Here is a 16,606-nt window from a genome sequence, read left to right as displayed (position 1 = left end):
AATTGCGTTATTGTTTACTAATCAATCCAAATCTCCAAGCTGTGGACGGATTAAAATTTCTTCCACAACGGCACGGGCAGAAAGCGAATAAGCCGCCCATATGGAGTCGGCAACATCCATGGCGTCCATAAAACGATCTTCCGGCAAATCCGTTCCTTTCCAGCTCTCTGTAAAGGTAGCGCCGGGCAATACGGCCGTCACTTTTATCTGATGAGGCTTCATTTCTTCCCGCAGCACTTTAGTCATGCCCAGCAATGCAAATTTGGAAATGCAGTATGAGCCGCCGTTCGGATATGCCATAATGCTTGCCGTGGAACAGATCGTGAAAATATGTCCTTTTTTGCTTCTCATCATTTCCGGAAGCAAGCTTCGGGTAAGATGGTATGCGCTGTAAACGTTGGTTTCCATCGTTTTTTCAAGCGTTCCTTCTTCTTCGTTATGGATTTGTCCGGGAATAAATACGCCCGTATTATTGATAAGAACTTCCGTTACACGGTTTTTTGATTTTACAAATGCTGTAAACGCATCCAGCTCGCTTCGGATGGAAAGATCAGCCGGTAAATAATACAGTGCGGATGAAGGAAAACGTCCATGCAATTCGCTATGCATTGCTTCCAGGTCATTAGCCTTTCTGGCACAAGTAATTACATCAAATCCGTTTTCCAGAAAACGTTCAATGGACGCTCTTCCGATCCCTTTTGTTCCGCCGGTTATAACCGCTAATGGATTCATTTTTCTGATTGCTTCTTTTTTTGCCTAATTTTCCCGAAAATATTGAATACAATCTAGATATTATGTCTGTAATCGGGAAATACTTTATTTTTTTAGGAACCTTGCTCGGGAAAGGGGAGAAGCTGGCGGTTTACTGGCGGCGGCTGATGGAAGAATGCGTGGGGATCGGCGTAAGTTCGGTATTCATTGTAGCCATTGTCTCCACATTCATCGGCGCCGTATCCTGCATTCAGACGGCCTATAACCTCGTTAGTCCGATCATTCCTGTTTCCACAGTCGCGCTGATCGTCAGGGATATGGAAATACTGGAACTGGCGCCGACGATCACCTGCATCGTACTTGCAGGAAAAGTAGGTTCCAATATCGCCAGCGAGCTGGGAACCATGCGTATCACCGAGCAAATTGATGCGCTGGAAGTAATGGGCATCAATTCAGCTTCCTATCTTGTTCTGCCAAAAGTAATCGCAGCAATGATCACCTTTCCGATGCTGGTTATTTTTTCTGCATTTCTGGGAATTTTTGGTGGATATCTCGCGGGTACGCTGACGGGTGTTATTACGGAACGGGATTTTTTATACGGGATCAGAGATTCCTTTGTGCCGTATAATATATTTTTCATGTGTGTAAAACCATTTGTTTTCGGCTTTCTGATTGCATCCATTTCTTCTTTTAAAGGATTTTATACTGAAGGCGGCGCACTGGAAGTCGGAAGAGCAAGTACGGATGCGGTTACAAACAGCTGTATTTCTATCCTTATTGCGGATTATCTGCTGGCACAGCTGTTATTATAATCCTGAAAAGGACGTCTGCAAACAAGCACAACCAAACTAGAAATGATTGAAGTCGATAATATAGTCAAAGCTTTTAACGGTAAGGAAGTTTTAAAAGGAATTTCTTCTACTTTTCAGAAGGGCGAAACCAACCTGATTATCGGAGGAAGCGGAACCGGGAAAAGCGTTTTGCTGAAATGCATGATCGGGCTTGTGAAACCGGATCAGGGACGCGTACTTTACAATGGCCGCGATTTTTACAACAGCGACAGGGAAACACAGCAATCCATACGGCGGGAAATGGGCGTGCTTTTTCAGGGCGGTGCCCTTTTTGACTCCAAAACGGTGGAGGAAAATGTACGTTTTCCGCTGGACATGCTGACGGACCAGACTATTGAAGAAAAACAGGAAAGGGTTTTGTTCTGTCTTCAGCGCGTCGGACTGGAAGCGGCAGCCAAAAGAATGCCTTCGGAAATCAGCGGCGGAATGAAAAAGCGTGTCGGCATTGCGCGTGCGATTGTAATGAACCCGATGTATCTTTTTTGCGATGAACCCAATTCGGGTCTGGATCCGCTCACGTCTGTAAAAATTGACGAACTCATTAAAGAAATCACCGAAGAGTATCAGATTACAACCATTATCATTACGCACGATATGAACTCCGTAATGGAAATCGGACAAAATATTTTCTTTCTTTATCAGGGCAATAAACTCTGGGAAGGGCTAAATACCGAAATTGTAAAAACCGATGTGCCGGAACTGAAAGAGTTTTTGTTTTCCAACAAGCTGCTGCGGGAAATGGAGAAATAACGCCGGTTATCTTCTTTGTAAAAAAGGGATGTTTTTCCGTTCCATAAAAAAAACAACGCCGGCAAAAGCTGCAAATACAAGCATATGTACAGGAACGGCGATCCAGAGGTCACTGAAGCTGAACAAACTTGAAACATAGATAAGCAATGCCCCGGCTCCGATGTAGCCCAATGCCGAGCCTACTTCGTAGGGTACGGGATAATATTTCTGGCCGTAATAATAACACAGCGAAACCGTTACAAAGCCCGATACGGCAAAGGCAATGGCAAAGCCCAGGTAACCGGTATGGGGCACAAGCACAAAACTCGTTGCCATGGTTATAGCAGCGCCTGTGAGTGTAAGCCAGGTTCCGTACTGTGTTTTGTCCGTAAGTTTGAACCAGGCCGCCATATTGTAATAAATGCCCAGGAAAAGATATCCCGCCAGTAGCCACGGTACAACGGAAAGCCCTTCATGATAAATTTTCTGTTTCAGGAACAACTCGGCGAACAAATCGAGGTTCAGACAAATTCCGACCCACATCAGCACGCAGATAATGATGAAGTACTTGGTCACCTTCGCAAATACCGGCGGCGCATTTTTATCTTCTCCTTTTGAAAAAAAGAAAGGCTCGGCAGCGTATTTGAAAGCCTGAATGGCAAGGTTCATGAAAATGGACAGCTTGTAACACTGTACATAAATTCCGATGGCCTGCTTGGTCGTACGCCCCGGATAAAAATTTTCGGGTAACAGAAACTGGATAAACGCGCGGTCAAAAAGCATGTTCACAACGCCGCCTGCATTCATGATCATAATCGGGAATGCATAAACCCATACGGGTTTGAAAAGCTCTTTACTGAAAACAAATCTGAAATCGGCCAGTTCCTTCCGCAGCATCCAGAAAAAGAACAGGTTGGCAATCAGATTGGCCATAATGATATAATCCGGCGCATGCAGCGGACTGTAAATCACATCAACAAATGGTTTCAGAAAACTCAGGTATTTGCCCGCATGAATATCCCGGCAGATTATCAGAAAAAAGATGTTAAGAAAAATATTGATCAGGATATTGACAACCCTGATCATGACGAATTTCTTTCCTTTTCCTTCCAGTCTCAGCCGCGCAAACGGAATGGAAACAATGCCGTCAATAGCCATTATGATGGCGAACATTCTTACTATGAAGACATTTTCGGGGTATTTTATGAATTCGGCAGCACTTTCGGCAAAGATGAAAAGCAGTCCGGAGAAAAAGACACTGACAAGGATAACAGCGCTAAGAATGAGGTTGTAATATTGCTTCCGGTCGGTTTCTTGTCTTCCATAACGGAAAAAGGCAGTTTCCATCCCGAAAGTGTACAATACAATGGCCAGTCCGGCATAAGCATAAAGCTGGCCTTGTACGGCAATTTGTTCAGGTTCAAAAAGTTTGGTATGGAGCGCCACCAGCAGATAATTCAGAAAGCGGCCCAGCATCGTGCTGATCCCGTATATTGCAGTTTCACTGGCCAGTTTTTTTAAAGCACTCATGATCATTGAGCCGGCGCGCAAGTTACTGGCGCCAACTGTAAATTCAGGTTAAGATAACGTTTGGTAAAAGTATAATGAAGCAAATATAAGGGAAGGAAAAGGGATATCCCGAAATAAAGAGAGCCTTTCTCCGCGATGGAAAAAGGCTCACATTTTAACTCAGGGCATTAATTAGAGATTTCAGCTTTTGACATCTGTAATAATTCTTTCAATTATATTTTCAATGCGTTTCCAGCCTTCGTCGGAATGCAGGTCAACATCAAGCATTTTTTCACGGTAATCGGCAGAAATTGCAAGAAAGTAGATTCCAGCGGATAAAAAGGCGATCAATGCACTTGTATCATTGTAGTTGGGAAGGTCGCCGATTTTTTCAAGAATCTTTTTGGCAACCTGATTTCTGGCGTCTGACAACATCGATTTCCCCGTCCCGATTTCCCACCTGAGCAAGTCCCGCGTTGATTTACGGGCGCGCAGGTCGTTCATAAAAGTATGCATCAGGCTGGTCAGGGCTTTGCTTCGCTCGTCAGGATGCAAATTCGGAATACTTTCAAAGTATTCGGCTTCGTATGTAGAAGTGTACTCGCCTGACTTTACATATTCTTCCATCAAACCATCAACACTATTGAAATATCTGTAAATCAGAACTTTATTAACTCCGGCGGTTCTTGCAATAAGGTTTACGCCGACTTTTTCAGTTCCATGCTGTTCTATCACTTCACCCACAGCTTTAAGGATCTTTCCTTTTGTGCGTTCGCGATCACGCTTTTTGATTTTATCGACTTTCATATGGGTGCCATTTAGGTTAATAAATTATTAATGTAATATTTGATCTGGAAATATTCTATTAATAGACAATATATGTAACCTTTGTTCAATTTTTGTTACTAATCAAAGTATTTAATTTTAAGCTCTAAACTGTTAGTGTCAGTTTAGAATAATTGCGACTGTAATGCATAAAAAAAGAGCTCATTCTGGATGAGCTCTTTAAGAAACTGTTGGCCGACAAGGACTCGAACCCTGAATAAGACAACCAAAATGTCCTGTGTTACCATTACACCATCGGCCAAAACCGTAAACAGTGGTGCAAAAGTAATGCGGGTAATTCAGGTTGTCAAGTTTTTATTGAAAAAAATTTAAATGCTTTTTACTTCCACGCTTCCGGCAATCTTTTTTACCAGACCCTGCAATACCTTTCCGGGACCGCATTCAACAAAGCTTTCTGCTCCGTCAGCAACCATCTGCTCAATGGATTGCGTCCATCTTACAGGCGCTGTCAGCTGCGAAATCAGGTTTTCCTTAATGACCGTAACTTCAGTTGCAGGTTTTGCATTTACATTCTGATAAACCGTACAAACCGGCGGCTGAAACTGCGCTTCATGAATGGCCGCAGCCAGTTCTGCCCTTGCAGGCTCCATTAATGGGGAATGAAAAGCGCCGCCAACCGGCAAAATCAACGCTCTTTTCGCGCCTGCGGCTTTCAGCAGCTCACAAGCCTTTTCCACGCCGGCTACGGTACCGGAAATCACAACCTGGCCCGGGCAGTTGTAATTGGCCGGAACCACTATTTCATCTTTTATGCCCGCGCATATATCTTCAATAATATGGTCAGCCAGCCCGAGAATTGCAGCCATTGTGGAAGGACGCAGTTCACATGCTTTTTGCATGGCGTCAGCCCTTTTGGCAACCAGCGCCAGCCCGTCTTCAAAAGACAAGGCATCGGCAGCAACCAGCGCGGAGAATTCACCCAGCGAGTGGCCTGCAACCATGCTTGGCTTAAAGTCGGGATTGATCTTGGCCAGGATCACGGAATGTATAAAGATGGCAGGCTGTGTAACGTTGGTTTGTTTGAGTTCTTCATCCGTACCTTCAAACATAATTTTTGTTATTTCAAAGCCCAGGATCTTGTTGGCTCTTTCAAAAAAGACTTTCGCCGAATCGGATGACTGATATAGATCAAGCCCCATTCCTTTGAACTGCGAGCCCTGGCCGGGGAAAATATATGCGGTTTTCATGTTAAGAGTATTTTAAGTTATCCACAAGCAAACAAAAAGCCCGGTATGGTTAACCGGGCTACAAAGGAAATACTTGATCTTGAAAGAAAAAACTGGATAGCTCATCTGAGTAACTGCACCCAACCTTTAATGGTTGTCGGAGGGCTATCTTTTTTGGACGACTCAAAATGGATGACGGCTTCATAATAATACTGTCCTGCTGCCAGTTCTTTTCCGGCGTTTGTTTTGCCGTTCCAGTTCACATTGACGTCCTGCGTTTTGAATACCTGCGCGCCCCATCGGTTATATACCTTGAATTCAACGGACTGAACAAAGCTCGGGCATTCGTAAGGCTGGAAAATATCGTTTTTCGAATCGCCGTTCGGAGTAAATACGTTCGGCAGCACAAACATCGGACAATTGTCTTTGCAAACGGTATTGCTCGGGGCACTTTCCGCACCAAACCTGTTCACAGCTGTTACGTAATAACATCCTGCAAAAGAAGTCAGGCCCTGATGATCGTAAGAAGTGGAAAGCGGAACCGGCGGGGTTGTGATTGTAGTCAGCAGTGCCGGAACATCGCCTTCATATCGTGCGTAATATAACCGGTATGCAGCTACATTCGGATCACATTCCTGGCCGTTGACTTCCTGCGGATAAGTCCAAGAAAGATGATTGGTAAAACTCACCTGATCACAAAAGGCGTCCGGATGCGCATTCAGTGAATCGCAGTTCAGCGGATCAATCGCCAGCACCGGCGGGCACGGCTTTGTGGTGTCGGAAGATGATACGCAGAGAATCTGCGAGAAGTTGTAAAGTACCGCCGGCCTGATCTGGCTGTTATTATAAGAACCGACCGTTTCTACTTTATAGCAGTAAGTCGAATCGCTCACAATGGTGGTATTAACCGTTCCGTCAGCAGCGTATTTGTCTGTTCCGTCGTCGGTATAGGTAAATGTTTGCGTGCCTTGTACGCTAACTTCGGCAATGCGGTTAAACGTACCCGGTTTGGTTTTGTCTTCTCTGTAAACCCGGTGTATTCGGTTACTGTTGCTCCACGGAACAATTGCCGACCAGTTCAGTCTGACCTGATTGGGCTGTGCTGCGCCTTGTTCCAGCCGCACACTGCTTGCCGTTTCGGTTTCGTCCATTTTGACCAGCTTGCCGCCTTCTGTATACCAGTATTCCAGTTTGTAGTTATAGGCATTCAGCAGCGTATTCAGGTTTCTGTCTATAAAAAGCGTATCGGGCGCACCCGCTGCAAGGTTGGTATTGATAGAAGCAATTTGTGTAAATGCAGTTCCATTTTGTCCTACGGCCCTGAACAGCCTGTACTGTGCAGGAAGTCCCGCAGTAGCAACCGGCTTGATCCATTTAACAGTAATCACACCTTTGGAATCGCTTGTGGAATCAACAGTTACATTAGTAATAACCGGCATGACCGAAGGCAGGTTCAGGCAGAATTCATCAGATGCAAGGCTTTCCCCTCCGCCGATAAGGCTTCCGGGTTCATTGGCTGTTACGCCGGGACGCGGAAATTCCACTACGATCCTGTAACTGTACGATATGCCGGCGCGCAGTCCGCTGCCATTGTTATTATCCAGATAAGTAGTCTGGTTAACAGGAACCGTTCCGATCCGCTGGTATCCTGAACCCGGAGGAATTCCTGTAAGGCAATCATCTACAATTATATCGGTACAGCCTTCTTTTCTGTAAACGACTATGCGTGCACCGGCAATCTGGCAGCTATAGGCGTTCCACGAAAGTCTGTAAGCAGGGCCTGCCGGATCAGTGGCAGCAACAGCCCGCAATCCCAGCGGTTTCGGTCCGTAAACCCGGATGCTGAGGGTTGTCATATCGGCAAGTTTGCGGAACAGGGAAGGATTTGGCACACCCGCTCCCGGCGCATCTTCCACTTTAAAGAGCACGTCATAAGGTTCAAGCCTGATGTGATTGCAGGAAGTCTGCCATGTAAACTGGCCGGTTACAGAACCGGCAGCACCCTGCTGGGGAACGGTAAATTTGGCAACTTCGGGTGAGACGAGTGTATTTGAATAAACCCCGCCGCTTGTGGTCAGCGTAAGCCTGTCCCCGTTTTTATCCGTTGCTTTTACCTGCTGGTTAATAAGTGTTCCTGCTACCACGCAGATGTCCGGCAAAGGTGTAATAAGTGGCCTGTCATTCCGTGCATCTTCCACAATAATCTGCATGTCTCGCACAATTTCCCCGATCGGGATACCATCCCGCCATTCTTCCACCACAAAGGCAACATTGTAATAACCCTTGACCACAGGAGCATCCCAGATCAGATCGCCGGTCAGCGGATTCATGCTGAAAGTAGCGGGAGAAGCACCGGCTTCTGTTCTGCCCGGTGCGCCGATCTGGTTTGGATCCACATACTGGAGGTTGATTCCTGCTCCGTTTACACCGTATTTCTGTGGTATAAACAAACGGTAAGCAAGACTGTCGCCATCTGCATCAAATGCATTTGGGTTATGAATATAGCGCTGGCCTACCGCTGCAAGATCAATAGGCGCATTAAGCAACACCGGCGTGCGGTTCAGTCCGAAGTTGGCATTGATTTCAAGGATTGTACTTACATAAAAGTTCAGGCCCTGCGTAGGAGGCGGGCCGATGTTGAGAATGCCATTGTTCCGGTTATCTTCTTCAAAAGAAATCCTGTATTGTCCCGTAGAACGGAAAGTATAGTTGATGATGTAAGTGTTCTGGGTTGTATTGTTGCCGATATTGAGAATAGGTTGGACGCGCGGGGCTCTTATAATGTCCGGCGTACCTGTAGAACCGACATTGCCGATTGTAAACCAGGCATCGTTCTGGGCATCGGCAGCATTTTTACCGTTTTCCATGTCAAAATAGGCCGTAAGCTTGATCTCGTATGTTGCGGTAGTAAGAGAAATTCTTCTTGCTGTAATCTCGCCGGCGCGTATGTGTGTCGCCATGGCATCATATCCGGTGCATAGCAGGGTCAGCAAGAAGGAAAATACCAAGAGTCGTAAAGCAGGTCGCATAAGTATCAGAGTCGAGCTAATTAGATGGAGGTTGGCACAATAAAAACCGTCATTTGTCAACCATTTAAATCAACGAAAATTTAAATAAAAATGTGTGCTGGAAGAATGTTATAATTCGTGATTCTGTAAACTTACAAAACAACTCCTAAAACATGTAGATCCGTACCGCACCAATCCTGTAAAAACTTTGTTATACTTCAGATACGCCGAGTCAGTCTGATGGTTGTAAGCCGATTGGTCTTATAACGTTCAGGACCGTCTGCATTCATCTGCAACGGTATGGTTTTTTAAGCATGACCGCGATAATGCCGTATCTCACTAACTCATATACAAAGTGTCAAATTAAGTGGTTTTTATAGGGCGGGCAAATTCTTAATAATCATTATAAATAATAGCCCCATTTATAAAAATAGCTAGGTTTTTTTGCCTTGCATACGTTTGTGATATACCTTTGAAAGGTTCTAAATATACCTAATTTTTGCACTAAAACCATTCGTGTTTGCTATGTCGTGGTTTTCACAAACGTTAACGAGTTCAATCGGTAAAAAACTTCTGATGGCTCTTACCGGACTTTTTTTAATAACTTTTCTGGTAATTCATGCCGGTATCAATGCCATGATTTTTTACAATGACGGCGGAGAAACATTTACTCACTGGGGGCATTTTATGGGAACCAACCCGATTATCCGAACCCTCGAAATCGGTCTGGTTGCCGGATTTCTGATTCACATTATTGACGGGCTTCTGTTATGGAAAACCAACAATGATGCAAGACCAGTCAATTACGCTGTCAACAACCCGTCTGCGAACAGCACCTGGTATTCCAGAAGCATGGGGCTTTTGGGAACACTGCTGCTTATTTTTCTGGTGATCCATACGGCTCATTTCTGGATTCCGAACCGCTCCAACCAGTTTGCAACGGGAGAAGAACTGAATCTGTATCAGATGATGCTCGATCTCTTCAAGAATATCTGGGTTGTACTGATTTACGTTGCCGGATGCTTTTCATTGTACTGGCATTTGCTGCACGGATTTGCAAGTGCTTTTCAGACTTTGGGATGGAATCATGTTAAATATAACAGGTTTGTTTCCCTTATCGGAGTTACTTATTCTATTGTTATTCCGCTTCTGTTCGCTTTAATGCCTATTTCAATCTATTTTGGCTGGGTTCAGTAACATAGCTGTGGATTATCCGTACAGCTTAAATTTATTTCAAATTTTTTGATTAAATAACATTCATATATGGCAACTTCATCTCGTCTGGATGCCAAAATACCTCAAGGGCCGCTGGAAACAAAATGGAGTAAATTCCGTTCCTCTGTTCCGCTTGTAAATCCTGCGAATAAAAGAAATCTTGAAATTATTGTAATCGGAACCGGACTTGCCGGTGCTTCTGCAGCTGCGACACTTGCCGAGCTGGGCTATAAAGTAAAAGCTTTTTGTTTTCAGGATTCTCCGCGTCGTGCGCACTCGATTGCTGCACAGGGCGGTATCAATGCTGCAAAGAATTATCAGAACGACGGAGATTCAATCCATCGTCTTTTTTATGATACGGTAAAAGGCGGAGATTACCGCTCGCGGGAAGCCAATGTGCACCGTCTGGCGGAAGTTTCCGGAAGTATTATTGATCAATGTGTAGCACAAGGAGTTCCTTTCGCACGCGAATACGGCGGTTTGCTGTCAAACCGTTCTTTCGGTGGTGTTCAGGTACAGAGAACATTTTATGCAGCCGGACAAACCGGACAGCAACTGCTGCTGGGGGCTTATTCCGGTCTGCAGCGTCAGGTCGGAATGGGAACGGTGCAAATGTACAACCGTCATGAAATGCTTGATGTTGTAGTGATCGACGGAAAATGCCGTGGTATCATTGCAAGGAACCTGATTACAGGTGAACTGGAAAGACATGCCGGGCATGCTGTTCTGCTTTGTTCAGGCGGATACGGAAACGTATTTTACTTGTCTACCAATGCATTAGGCAGTAACGTAACGGCAGCCTGGAAAGCGCATAAACGCGGTGCTTTCTTTGGAAATCCATGCTTTACTCAAATTCACCCGACATGTATTCCGGTATCCGGCGAGCATCAGTCCAAGCTGACTCTGATGTCGGAATCATTGCGTAACGATGGTCGTATCTGGGTTCCCAAGGCGAAGAATGACAACCGCCCGGGAAATGAAATTCCTGAAGAAGAACGCGATTATTATCTGGAACGCCGGTATCCTGCATTTGGTAACCTTGTTCCGCGTGACATTGCTTCCAGAGCTGCCAAAGAGCGCTGTGATGCAGGTTATGGCGTTGGAACTTCCAAACTGGCTGTATTTCTGGATTTTGCGGCTGCTGTTCAGCGTTATGGACGTGCAGAAGCGAATAAAAACAACATTCACAATGCATCTGATGTGGATATTACCTTGTGGGGTAAAGCGGTTGTAAAAGAAAAATACGGCAACTTGTTCGATATGTACAAGCAGATTACCGGAGAAGATCCTTATGAAGTGCCGATGCGGATTTATCCGGCGGTTCACTACACCATGGGTGGACTTTGGGTGGATTATAACCTGATGACTACTGTTCCGGGATTGTACTCACTGGGAGAAGCAAATTTCTCTGATCACGGTGCAAACCGCTTGGGAGCATCTGCGCTGATGCAGGGCCTTGCGGATGGCTATTTTGTGATTCCTTATACAATCGGTGCTTATCTGGCAAGTGAAATCCGTACCGGAAAAATCTCCACGGATCATGAAGCTTTTGTAAGAACTGAAAAAGAAGTTAAAGACCGGATTGAGAAATTGCTGAGCATTCAGGGAAAAACATCTCCTGAAACATTCCATCGCCGTTTGGGCAAAATCATGTGGGATAAATGCGGAATGGCAAGAAACGAAAAAGGCCTTAAAGAAGCCATTGCTGAAATCCGGCAGTTACGCGAAGAGTTCTGGAAAGATGTGAAAGTAATGGGTACGGCCGGATACTTCAATCCTGAGCTGGACAAAGCCAACCGCATTGCAGATTTCATGGAACTTGGTGAACTGATGTGCATCGATGCCTTGGATCGCAATGAATCGTGTGGCGGCCATTTCCGTGAAGAATACCAGACAGAAGAAGGAGAAGCGTTACGTGATGACGAAAACTACATGTATGTTTCTGCCTGGGAAAATTTAGGTAACAACAAATGGGAACTTCATAAGGAGGAACTCATCTATGAAAATATAAAGATTGCACAAAGAAGTTATAAGTAAGCGTTTTAGCCGGAGTCTCTGATAACGGAGACTTTCGGAAAACCGTTTTGCTTGCAGCAGTAAATTTGTAGTTTGTAGGATAAGTAATCTTAGTAAAAGAATATAGGTATGGAAGGAAATATGAATTTGTCGCTCAAAGTGTGGAGACAAAGTAATAAAGATACAGCGGGCGGTTTTGAAAATTACAATCTCGATAGCGTTTCTCCTGATATGTCGTTTCTTGAGATGTTCGATGTATTGAATGAAAAGCTCGTAGTTGAAGGAAAAGAGCCCATCGCATTTGATCATGATTGCCGGGAAGGAATATGCGGTTCCTGCGCCATGTATATAAACGGCCGTCCGCATGGTCCGTTGAAAGGTGTTACAACCTGCCAGTTGCACATGCGTTCTTTTAACGACGGAGATACGATCGTTGTGGAACCGTGGCGCGCAAAGGCATTTCCGGTATTGAAAGATCTTGTTGTGGACCGGGATGCATTTGACAGGATTATGTCATCAGGCGGTTTCATATCTGTAAATACAGGTAATGCACAGGATGCAAACAGCTTGCCTGTACCGAAAGAAGCAGCAGATGATGCGTTTTCAGCGGCTGCATGTATTGCATGCGGAGCTTGCGTGGCAGCTTGCAAGAATGCTTCGGCAATGCTTTTTGTTTCTGCTAAAATTTCCCAGCTGGCATTGCTGCCGCAAGGACAGGCAGAACGCAGCATCAGAGCGGAGAAAATGGTGGCACAGATGGATGCAGAAGGTTTCGGAGCTTGTACCAACACAGGTGCATGTTCAGCCGAATGCCCGAAGGAAATCAGCATGTCGAATATAGCACGTATGAACCGCGAATACATCGGCGCGAAGTTTTCATCGACAGCGGTGTAAACCGATTTGAAATCCCGATAGGGTTTCAGGATTTTACAAGTTTTTGACCAAACGCAAAACAGGCGGCCCATTCATTGGGCCGCCTGTTTTGCGTTTGATAGTATTGAATAAATTACTTCTTCTTGGTAGAATCCGCCGCAGCAGATTTGTTTGAGCCTTTGTATTCTTTATTCAGGCCGTCAATGATTTTCTGGGTTACGTCCAGAGAAGGATTGGCGAACAGGATTCCACCTCCGAGTGAATAGCCAAGTACATATTCGTAGCCATTTTCCTTGTTGTATTTATCAATATACGAACGGATGTTTTTGTAAAGCTCTTCATTTTTCTTGGCTTCTTCCATGCCCAGCGCCTGCGCAGACTGATCTCTGTATGCAACAAGGTCCTGCTGTTTTTTCATCAGCTGAGCCTCTGTGGAACGTGCCTGCTCCGGCGTCATGGTTTGTGCTTTTTGCTGGAAGAAAGCAACTTCGTTTTGCAATGAACGGCCTTTTGTATTCAGTTCATTTTCCAATTGGAAATTCTTGTTTTCCAGTTCTTTTCGGGTATCCTTGAAAAAATCGTAGTTTTTTAACAGCGAATCAACCTGGACATAAACGGTACGGCGGCCGGGAACCACATTTCCGTCTGCTGCCACGCCTGCATCCGCCGAGGGTTTGCTTGAAAAATGTAAGAAGAATAACACCGCAACTGCAAGCGTAAGCACGATGTTCCAAATTAACGAAGTATTGTTATTCACGTTTGTAAAGTTTTATTGTTTTTTGAACGAGCCGCAAAGATAATGATTTGTGTTTAAGTACCATGAATATCGGCAACGCGCTGTCAATTACATGTTTAATTTCGAGAAGAAGCATGCGGCAAGCGCCCCGGCAAAAGCCCTTTTATCAGAAACCCGGATAATCCCGACAATCCGCCGACCAGCCCGCCGATGAGTGCGGTAACGAGCAACAGTATGTATCCGTTTGAAAGTGAGAGTATTTCTGCAATTCTGTTTGACATGGCGCCGTCAGAAATCAGATGAAGATAAAAACCATACGCCAGCCAAACGAATGCAATAGCAGCAAAACTGGCCAGGAAAGGAGAATTTCCCGGACGCCAGAAATAAACAGCAAACGGAACAACGGCCACAATCCACCACGGCATGAAAAGCTGCATTACAGCTGATATAATAACAATGATAATGAAATTCATATCCGAAATTTATTTCTTGTGTAAAGTCAGGCATTTGGTTAAACGTGAATCGGACCGATCCGGAGAAGACAGAAAAACCAGTTCATTCAATTCGCCGTTTTCCCATTTCTTCAGCATATTCATATAATAAGGACTTCCCGGATTACCCGATTGTCCGCCGGGATAAATGCCGTATGCCTTTGGTTCCGGTCCCAGTTCCACAACCATCCGCCACGACGGGCCGTGCCTTTTTGTAGTTGCATTGACTACGCTGCTTCCGCCGCCTGTTGTAAGCGGAGGTGCATTGAAAGGTTTCAGGCTTCTGCTCAAATGCCTGATTTCCGTTGCTTTTACTTTCGACCATTGCCACGAAGGACTCATAGCGCCATGTCTGTTGTTCAGTGTGTCCAGAGCAGCTTTAAAGCTCGAAAACGCAATATCGGGTAATGTTTCCTTTTCAGGCGTATTCACGTTGTCAAACCACTTTTCACCGGGTTGTTTCAGGACCAGATACATGGTACGGTCGCGGGAAGGAAGTTCCAGCGGCTTGCCGGCAGCGCTGAACTCGTCGTTCCAGATTGCACTGCGCAGTGCCGGCATCCATTCCTCGAAAATAGAAGCCGCAATGGATTCGGGATCGTTCTGATAATCCCAGTTTGCCAGCGTAATGAGTGAAGCTTTTTGTGACGGGGTCAATGCAGCCGTATTCAGAATGTGCAAAAGTTCAGGTAAAATCGTTCGGGCCGTTACATTGTAATTGTCATTCTGAAGTTTTCTCAAACTGTCCGCATTGGCTTTTGACATGGCAGACAAACGCTCGTTGATGCGTATGGCGCGTTCAGAAGGCGAGAAAACCCAGTTGATATAATAAGGATACGACGGATCGGTTGAAGATTGATTGGCGCTGCTTACGAAGCCTCTTTGCGGATTTTTTACAAATGGGTTCTGCCCGGCAGGAATCCAGCCTTGCCAGTCATCCGCTGCTTTACTTCCGTCCAGTACGAATTTTCCCTGATCCTTGTATTTCAAAGGAAGTTTTCCGCTTACCGTAATGGCAATATTCTTACTGTTGTCGGCAAAAACAAAGTTCTGCGCCGGGCCAACGAAATAAGTCATTGCTTTTCGGTAATCATCGTAATTCCGGGATTTGTTCAGTTCATAAAAAGTCAGAAAGGTATTTCCCGGCTCATGTCCGATCCATTTGACAGCCAGCGTAGGAAATTTTCCGGAAGTGTTGTCAGAATCCGTTACCGGGCCATGATGCGTGTAAACAATTTCTTCGCGAACGGGTTCTTTTTCCCCTTTAACATAAATCAGTTCTTCCCGCTTGCGCGTAGGCTTCCATTGATTTTCATACCAGTAAAAATTGCGGGTATCATCTTTAAACCGGATTTTATAAAGATCAAAAACATCTGCGTCCACATTGGTTACGCCCCATGCAATGTCTTTGTTAAAACCAATAATGACAGCAGGAATTCCCGGCAAGGAAACGCCGTAAACGTTTGTTTCAGGAGCATGCAGCTGCACCTGGTACCAGATGGAAGGCAGTGAAAGATCAAGATGCGGATCGTTGGCAAGTACCGGATAGCCGGTTATGGATTTTTCCGCTCCTATTGCCCAGTTGTTGCTGCCGATTCCTTCTATTTCAGGCTCCCGTTCAGGAAGGGAATTTTCAGGTTTTTTGTAATCCGACAAAGAATCAGAGAATCTGGATGCAGAAGTTGCCGCCGGAATTAGAAGCTTTTTGAAATCCCATTTTGTTCCTGCGGGAATAACCGGACTTTCCTGCAGCATGGGATAATCCGGAAAGAGCTGATCTGTTATTTCTTTCCCGTATTTTTCCAGCACATTGGACATATTAACCTCGTTGGATCTTCCGGCAAGATTAAGCGTCATTTGTTCCAGCATGTACATGGTATTGATGGGTTCCCAGCGTTCGGGTTTATAGCCAAGCAACTTGAATTCTACCGGATAATCCCTGCTTGAAAGCTGCCGAATGTAAGCATTTACACCGGCCGTATAGCCCAGCAAAGCCTCTCGCGAACGCGGATCACTCATGGCCAGTTTCAGGTTGGCCTCGGCGCCGTAACCCATTCCGAGGCGTCGGCTTTGCAGATCAATTTCTAAAGTCGCTTTTCCCAGTATCTCCGAAAGCCGGCCGGAAGCCGCGCGCGTCTGCAAGTCCATTTGCCATAAGCGGTCCTTTGCCGTTACATATCCCTGCGCATAATAAAGGTCAAAATCGTTCTCAGCAAAAATATGCGGCACACCCGTATCGTCGTAGCGGATTACAACGTCTTTTTTCAGGCTGTCCAGTTTCAGTACCTCTTCACTTTCCGGATCAACCGGTTTTTCGCCGTTCTGCCAGATACCCGTAAACGGACTTAGAAAAGGACCCAGTGCCGGTGCCGGGCCAAGCGGCCTGTTCAGAATGTAGACGAGAGTAATAGTTGCCAAAAGGGAAATCAGCGCCTTTGCCATTTTAGAGAACAGG

13 protein-coding genes and 1 tRNA gene are annotated in these 16,606 nt (G+C 45.4%); 5 read left to right on the top strand and 9 right to left on the bottom strand.

Annotated features, from left to right (window positions below):
* Nucleotides 1–21: 21 nt before the first annotated feature.
* A complete protein-coding gene (locus FEM55_RS23400) occupies nt 22–732 on the bottom strand; it encodes an SDR family oxidoreductase (protein WP_138283752.1) in 711 nt (236 codons plus the stop codon).
* A gap of 62 nt (nt 733–794) precedes the next feature.
* Here FEM55_RS23400 and FEM55_RS23395 point away from each other — a divergent pair, with 62 nt between their 5' ends.
* Both FEM55_RS23395 and FEM55_RS23390 read left to right on the top strand, forming a co-directional pair.
* Entirely contained in the window at nt 795–1,523 is a 729-nt protein-coding gene (locus tag FEM55_RS23395; RefSeq protein ID WP_138283751.1) for an MlaE family ABC transporter permease, read from the top strand.
* Between the two features lie 42 nt (nt 1,524–1,565).
* Nucleotides 1,566–2,312 carry an ABC transporter ATP-binding protein gene (locus tag FEM55_RS23390; protein WP_138283750.1) on the top strand — a complete coding sequence of 249 codons (747 nt, stop codon included), beginning with the start codon at nt 1,566–1,568 and terminating at the stop codon, nt 2,310–2,312.
* Nucleotides 2,313–2,318: 6 nt separating this feature from the next.
* Here FEM55_RS23390 and FEM55_RS23385 read toward each other — a convergent pair whose 3' ends face one another.
* From FEM55_RS23385 to FEM55_RS23365, 5 genes are all read right to left on the bottom strand, one after another.
* A complete protein-coding gene (locus FEM55_RS23385) occupies nt 2,319–3,821 on the bottom strand; it encodes a lipopolysaccharide biosynthesis protein (protein WP_138283749.1) in 1,503 nt (500 codons plus the stop codon).
* A gap of 180 nt (nt 3,822–4,001) precedes the next feature.
* Nucleotides 4,002–4,607, bottom strand: coding sequence for a TetR/AcrR family transcriptional regulator (locus FEM55_RS23380; RefSeq protein ID WP_138283748.1), 606 nt, complete (start codon nt 4,605–4,607; stop codon nt 4,002–4,004).
* Between the two features lie 209 nt (nt 4,608–4,816).
* Nucleotides 4,817–4,887, bottom strand: a tRNA-Gln gene (locus FEM55_RS23375).
* A gap of 67 nt (nt 4,888–4,954) precedes the next feature.
* Nucleotides 4,955–5,833 carry an ACP S-malonyltransferase gene (fabD, locus tag FEM55_RS23370; protein WP_138283747.1) on the bottom strand — a complete coding sequence of 293 codons (879 nt, stop codon included), beginning with the start codon at nt 5,831–5,833 and terminating at the stop codon, nt 4,955–4,957.
* A gap of 101 nt (nt 5,834–5,934) precedes the next feature.
* On the bottom strand, nt 5,935–8,772 hold the full coding sequence (locus FEM55_RS23365; RefSeq protein ID WP_138283746.1) for a T9SS type B sorting domain-containing protein: 2,838 nt from the start codon (nt 8,770–8,772) through the stop codon (nt 5,935–5,937).
* 573 nt (nt 8,773–9,345) lie between these two features.
* Here FEM55_RS23365 and FEM55_RS23360 point away from each other — a divergent pair.
* The 3 genes from FEM55_RS23360 (at nt 9,346) to FEM55_RS23350 (ending at nt 12,945) form a co-directional block, all read left to right on the top strand.
* Nucleotides 9,346–10,017, top strand: coding sequence for a succinate dehydrogenase cytochrome b subunit (locus FEM55_RS23360; protein WP_138283745.1), 672 nt, complete (start codon nt 9,346–9,348; stop codon nt 10,015–10,017).
* A 66-nt stretch (nt 10,018–10,083) separates the two neighbouring features.
* Nucleotides 10,084–12,072 (top strand): fumarate reductase/succinate dehydrogenase flavoprotein subunit, encoded by a 1,989-nt coding sequence (locus FEM55_RS23355; RefSeq protein WP_138283744.1) that lies wholly within the window; start codon nt 10,084–10,086, stop codon nt 12,070–12,072.
* A gap of 108 nt (nt 12,073–12,180) precedes the next feature.
* Nucleotides 12,181–12,945 (top strand): succinate dehydrogenase/fumarate reductase iron-sulfur subunit, encoded by a 765-nt coding sequence (locus FEM55_RS23350; protein WP_138283743.1) that lies wholly within the window; start codon nt 12,181–12,183, stop codon nt 12,943–12,945.
* A gap of 112 nt (nt 12,946–13,057) precedes the next feature.
* On the opposite strand, the gene FEM55_RS23345 is transcribed toward FEM55_RS23350, so the two are convergent.
* From FEM55_RS23345 to FEM55_RS23335, 3 genes are all read right to left on the bottom strand, one after another.
* Complete coding sequence (locus FEM55_RS23345) at nt 13,058–13,681, bottom strand: OmpH/Skp family outer membrane protein (protein ID WP_138283742.1); 624 nt, start codon at nt 13,679–13,681, stop codon at nt 13,058–13,060.
* A gap of 95 nt (nt 13,682–13,776) precedes the next feature.
* On the bottom strand, nt 13,777–14,133 hold the full coding sequence (locus tag FEM55_RS23340; protein WP_138283741.1) for a hypothetical protein: 357 nt from the start codon (nt 14,131–14,133) through the stop codon (nt 13,777–13,779).
* 9 nt (nt 14,134–14,142) lie between these two features.
* Nucleotides 14,143–16,593, bottom strand: coding sequence for a penicillin acylase family protein (locus tag FEM55_RS23335; protein WP_138283740.1), 2,451 nt, complete (start codon nt 16,591–16,593; stop codon nt 14,143–14,145).
* Between the last annotated feature and the right edge of the window lie 13 nt (nt 16,594–16,606).

Source organism: Dyadobacter sediminis (assembly GCF_005860765.1).
In the GTDB taxonomy this organism is placed as follows: domain Bacteria; phylum Bacteroidota; class Bacteroidia; order Cytophagales; family Spirosomataceae; genus Dyadobacter; species Dyadobacter sediminis.
Note: the sequence above shows the minus strand (reverse complement) of the source record. Positions and strands in the feature narration are given on the sequence as shown.

What these genes read in the sequence shown, in the direction of transcription:
- FEM55_RS23360 (WP_138283745.1), top strand. Translation starts at nt 9,346, where the DNA reads ATGTCGTGGTTTTCACAAACGTTAACGAGTTCAATCGGTAAAAAACTT.
- fabD (WP_138283747.1), bottom strand. Translation starts at nt 5,833, where the DNA reads ATGAAAACCGCATATATTTTCCCCGGCCAGGGCTCGCAGTTCAAAGGA.
- FEM55_RS23340 (WP_138283741.1), bottom strand. Translation starts at nt 14,133, where the DNA reads ATGAATTTCATTATCATTGTTATTATATCAGCTGTAATGCAGCTTTTC.
- FEM55_RS23380 (WP_138283748.1), bottom strand. Translation starts at nt 4,607, where the DNA reads ATGAAAGTCGATAAAATCAAAAAGCGTGATCGCGAACGCACAAAAGGA.
- FEM55_RS23335 (WP_138283740.1), bottom strand. Translation starts at nt 16,593, where the DNA reads ATGGCAAAGGCGCTGATTTCCCTTTTGGCAACTATTACTCTCGTCTAC.
- FEM55_RS23350 (WP_138283743.1), top strand. Translation starts at nt 12,181, where the DNA reads ATGGAAGGAAATATGAATTTGTCGCTCAAAGTGTGGAGACAAAGTAAT.
- FEM55_RS23395 (WP_138283751.1), top strand. Translation starts at nt 795, where the DNA reads ATGTCTGTAATCGGGAAATACTTTATTTTTTTAGGAACCTTGCTCGGG.
- FEM55_RS23400 (WP_138283752.1), bottom strand. Translation starts at nt 732, where the DNA reads ATGAATCCATTAGCGGTTATAACCGGCGGAACAAAAGGGATCGGAAGA.
- FEM55_RS23365 (WP_138283746.1), bottom strand. Translation starts at nt 8,772, where the DNA reads ATGGCGACACACATACGCGCCGGCGAGATTACAGCAAGAAGAATTTCT.
- FEM55_RS23390 (WP_138283750.1), top strand. Translation starts at nt 1,566, where the DNA reads ATGATTGAAGTCGATAATATAGTCAAAGCTTTTAACGGTAAGGAAGTT.
- FEM55_RS23355 (WP_138283744.1), top strand. Translation starts at nt 10,084, where the DNA reads ATGGCAACTTCATCTCGTCTGGATGCCAAAATACCTCAAGGGCCGCTG.
- FEM55_RS23385 (WP_138283749.1), bottom strand. Translation starts at nt 3,821, where the DNA reads ATGAGTGCTTTAAAAAAACTGGCCAGTGAAACTGCAATATACGGGATC.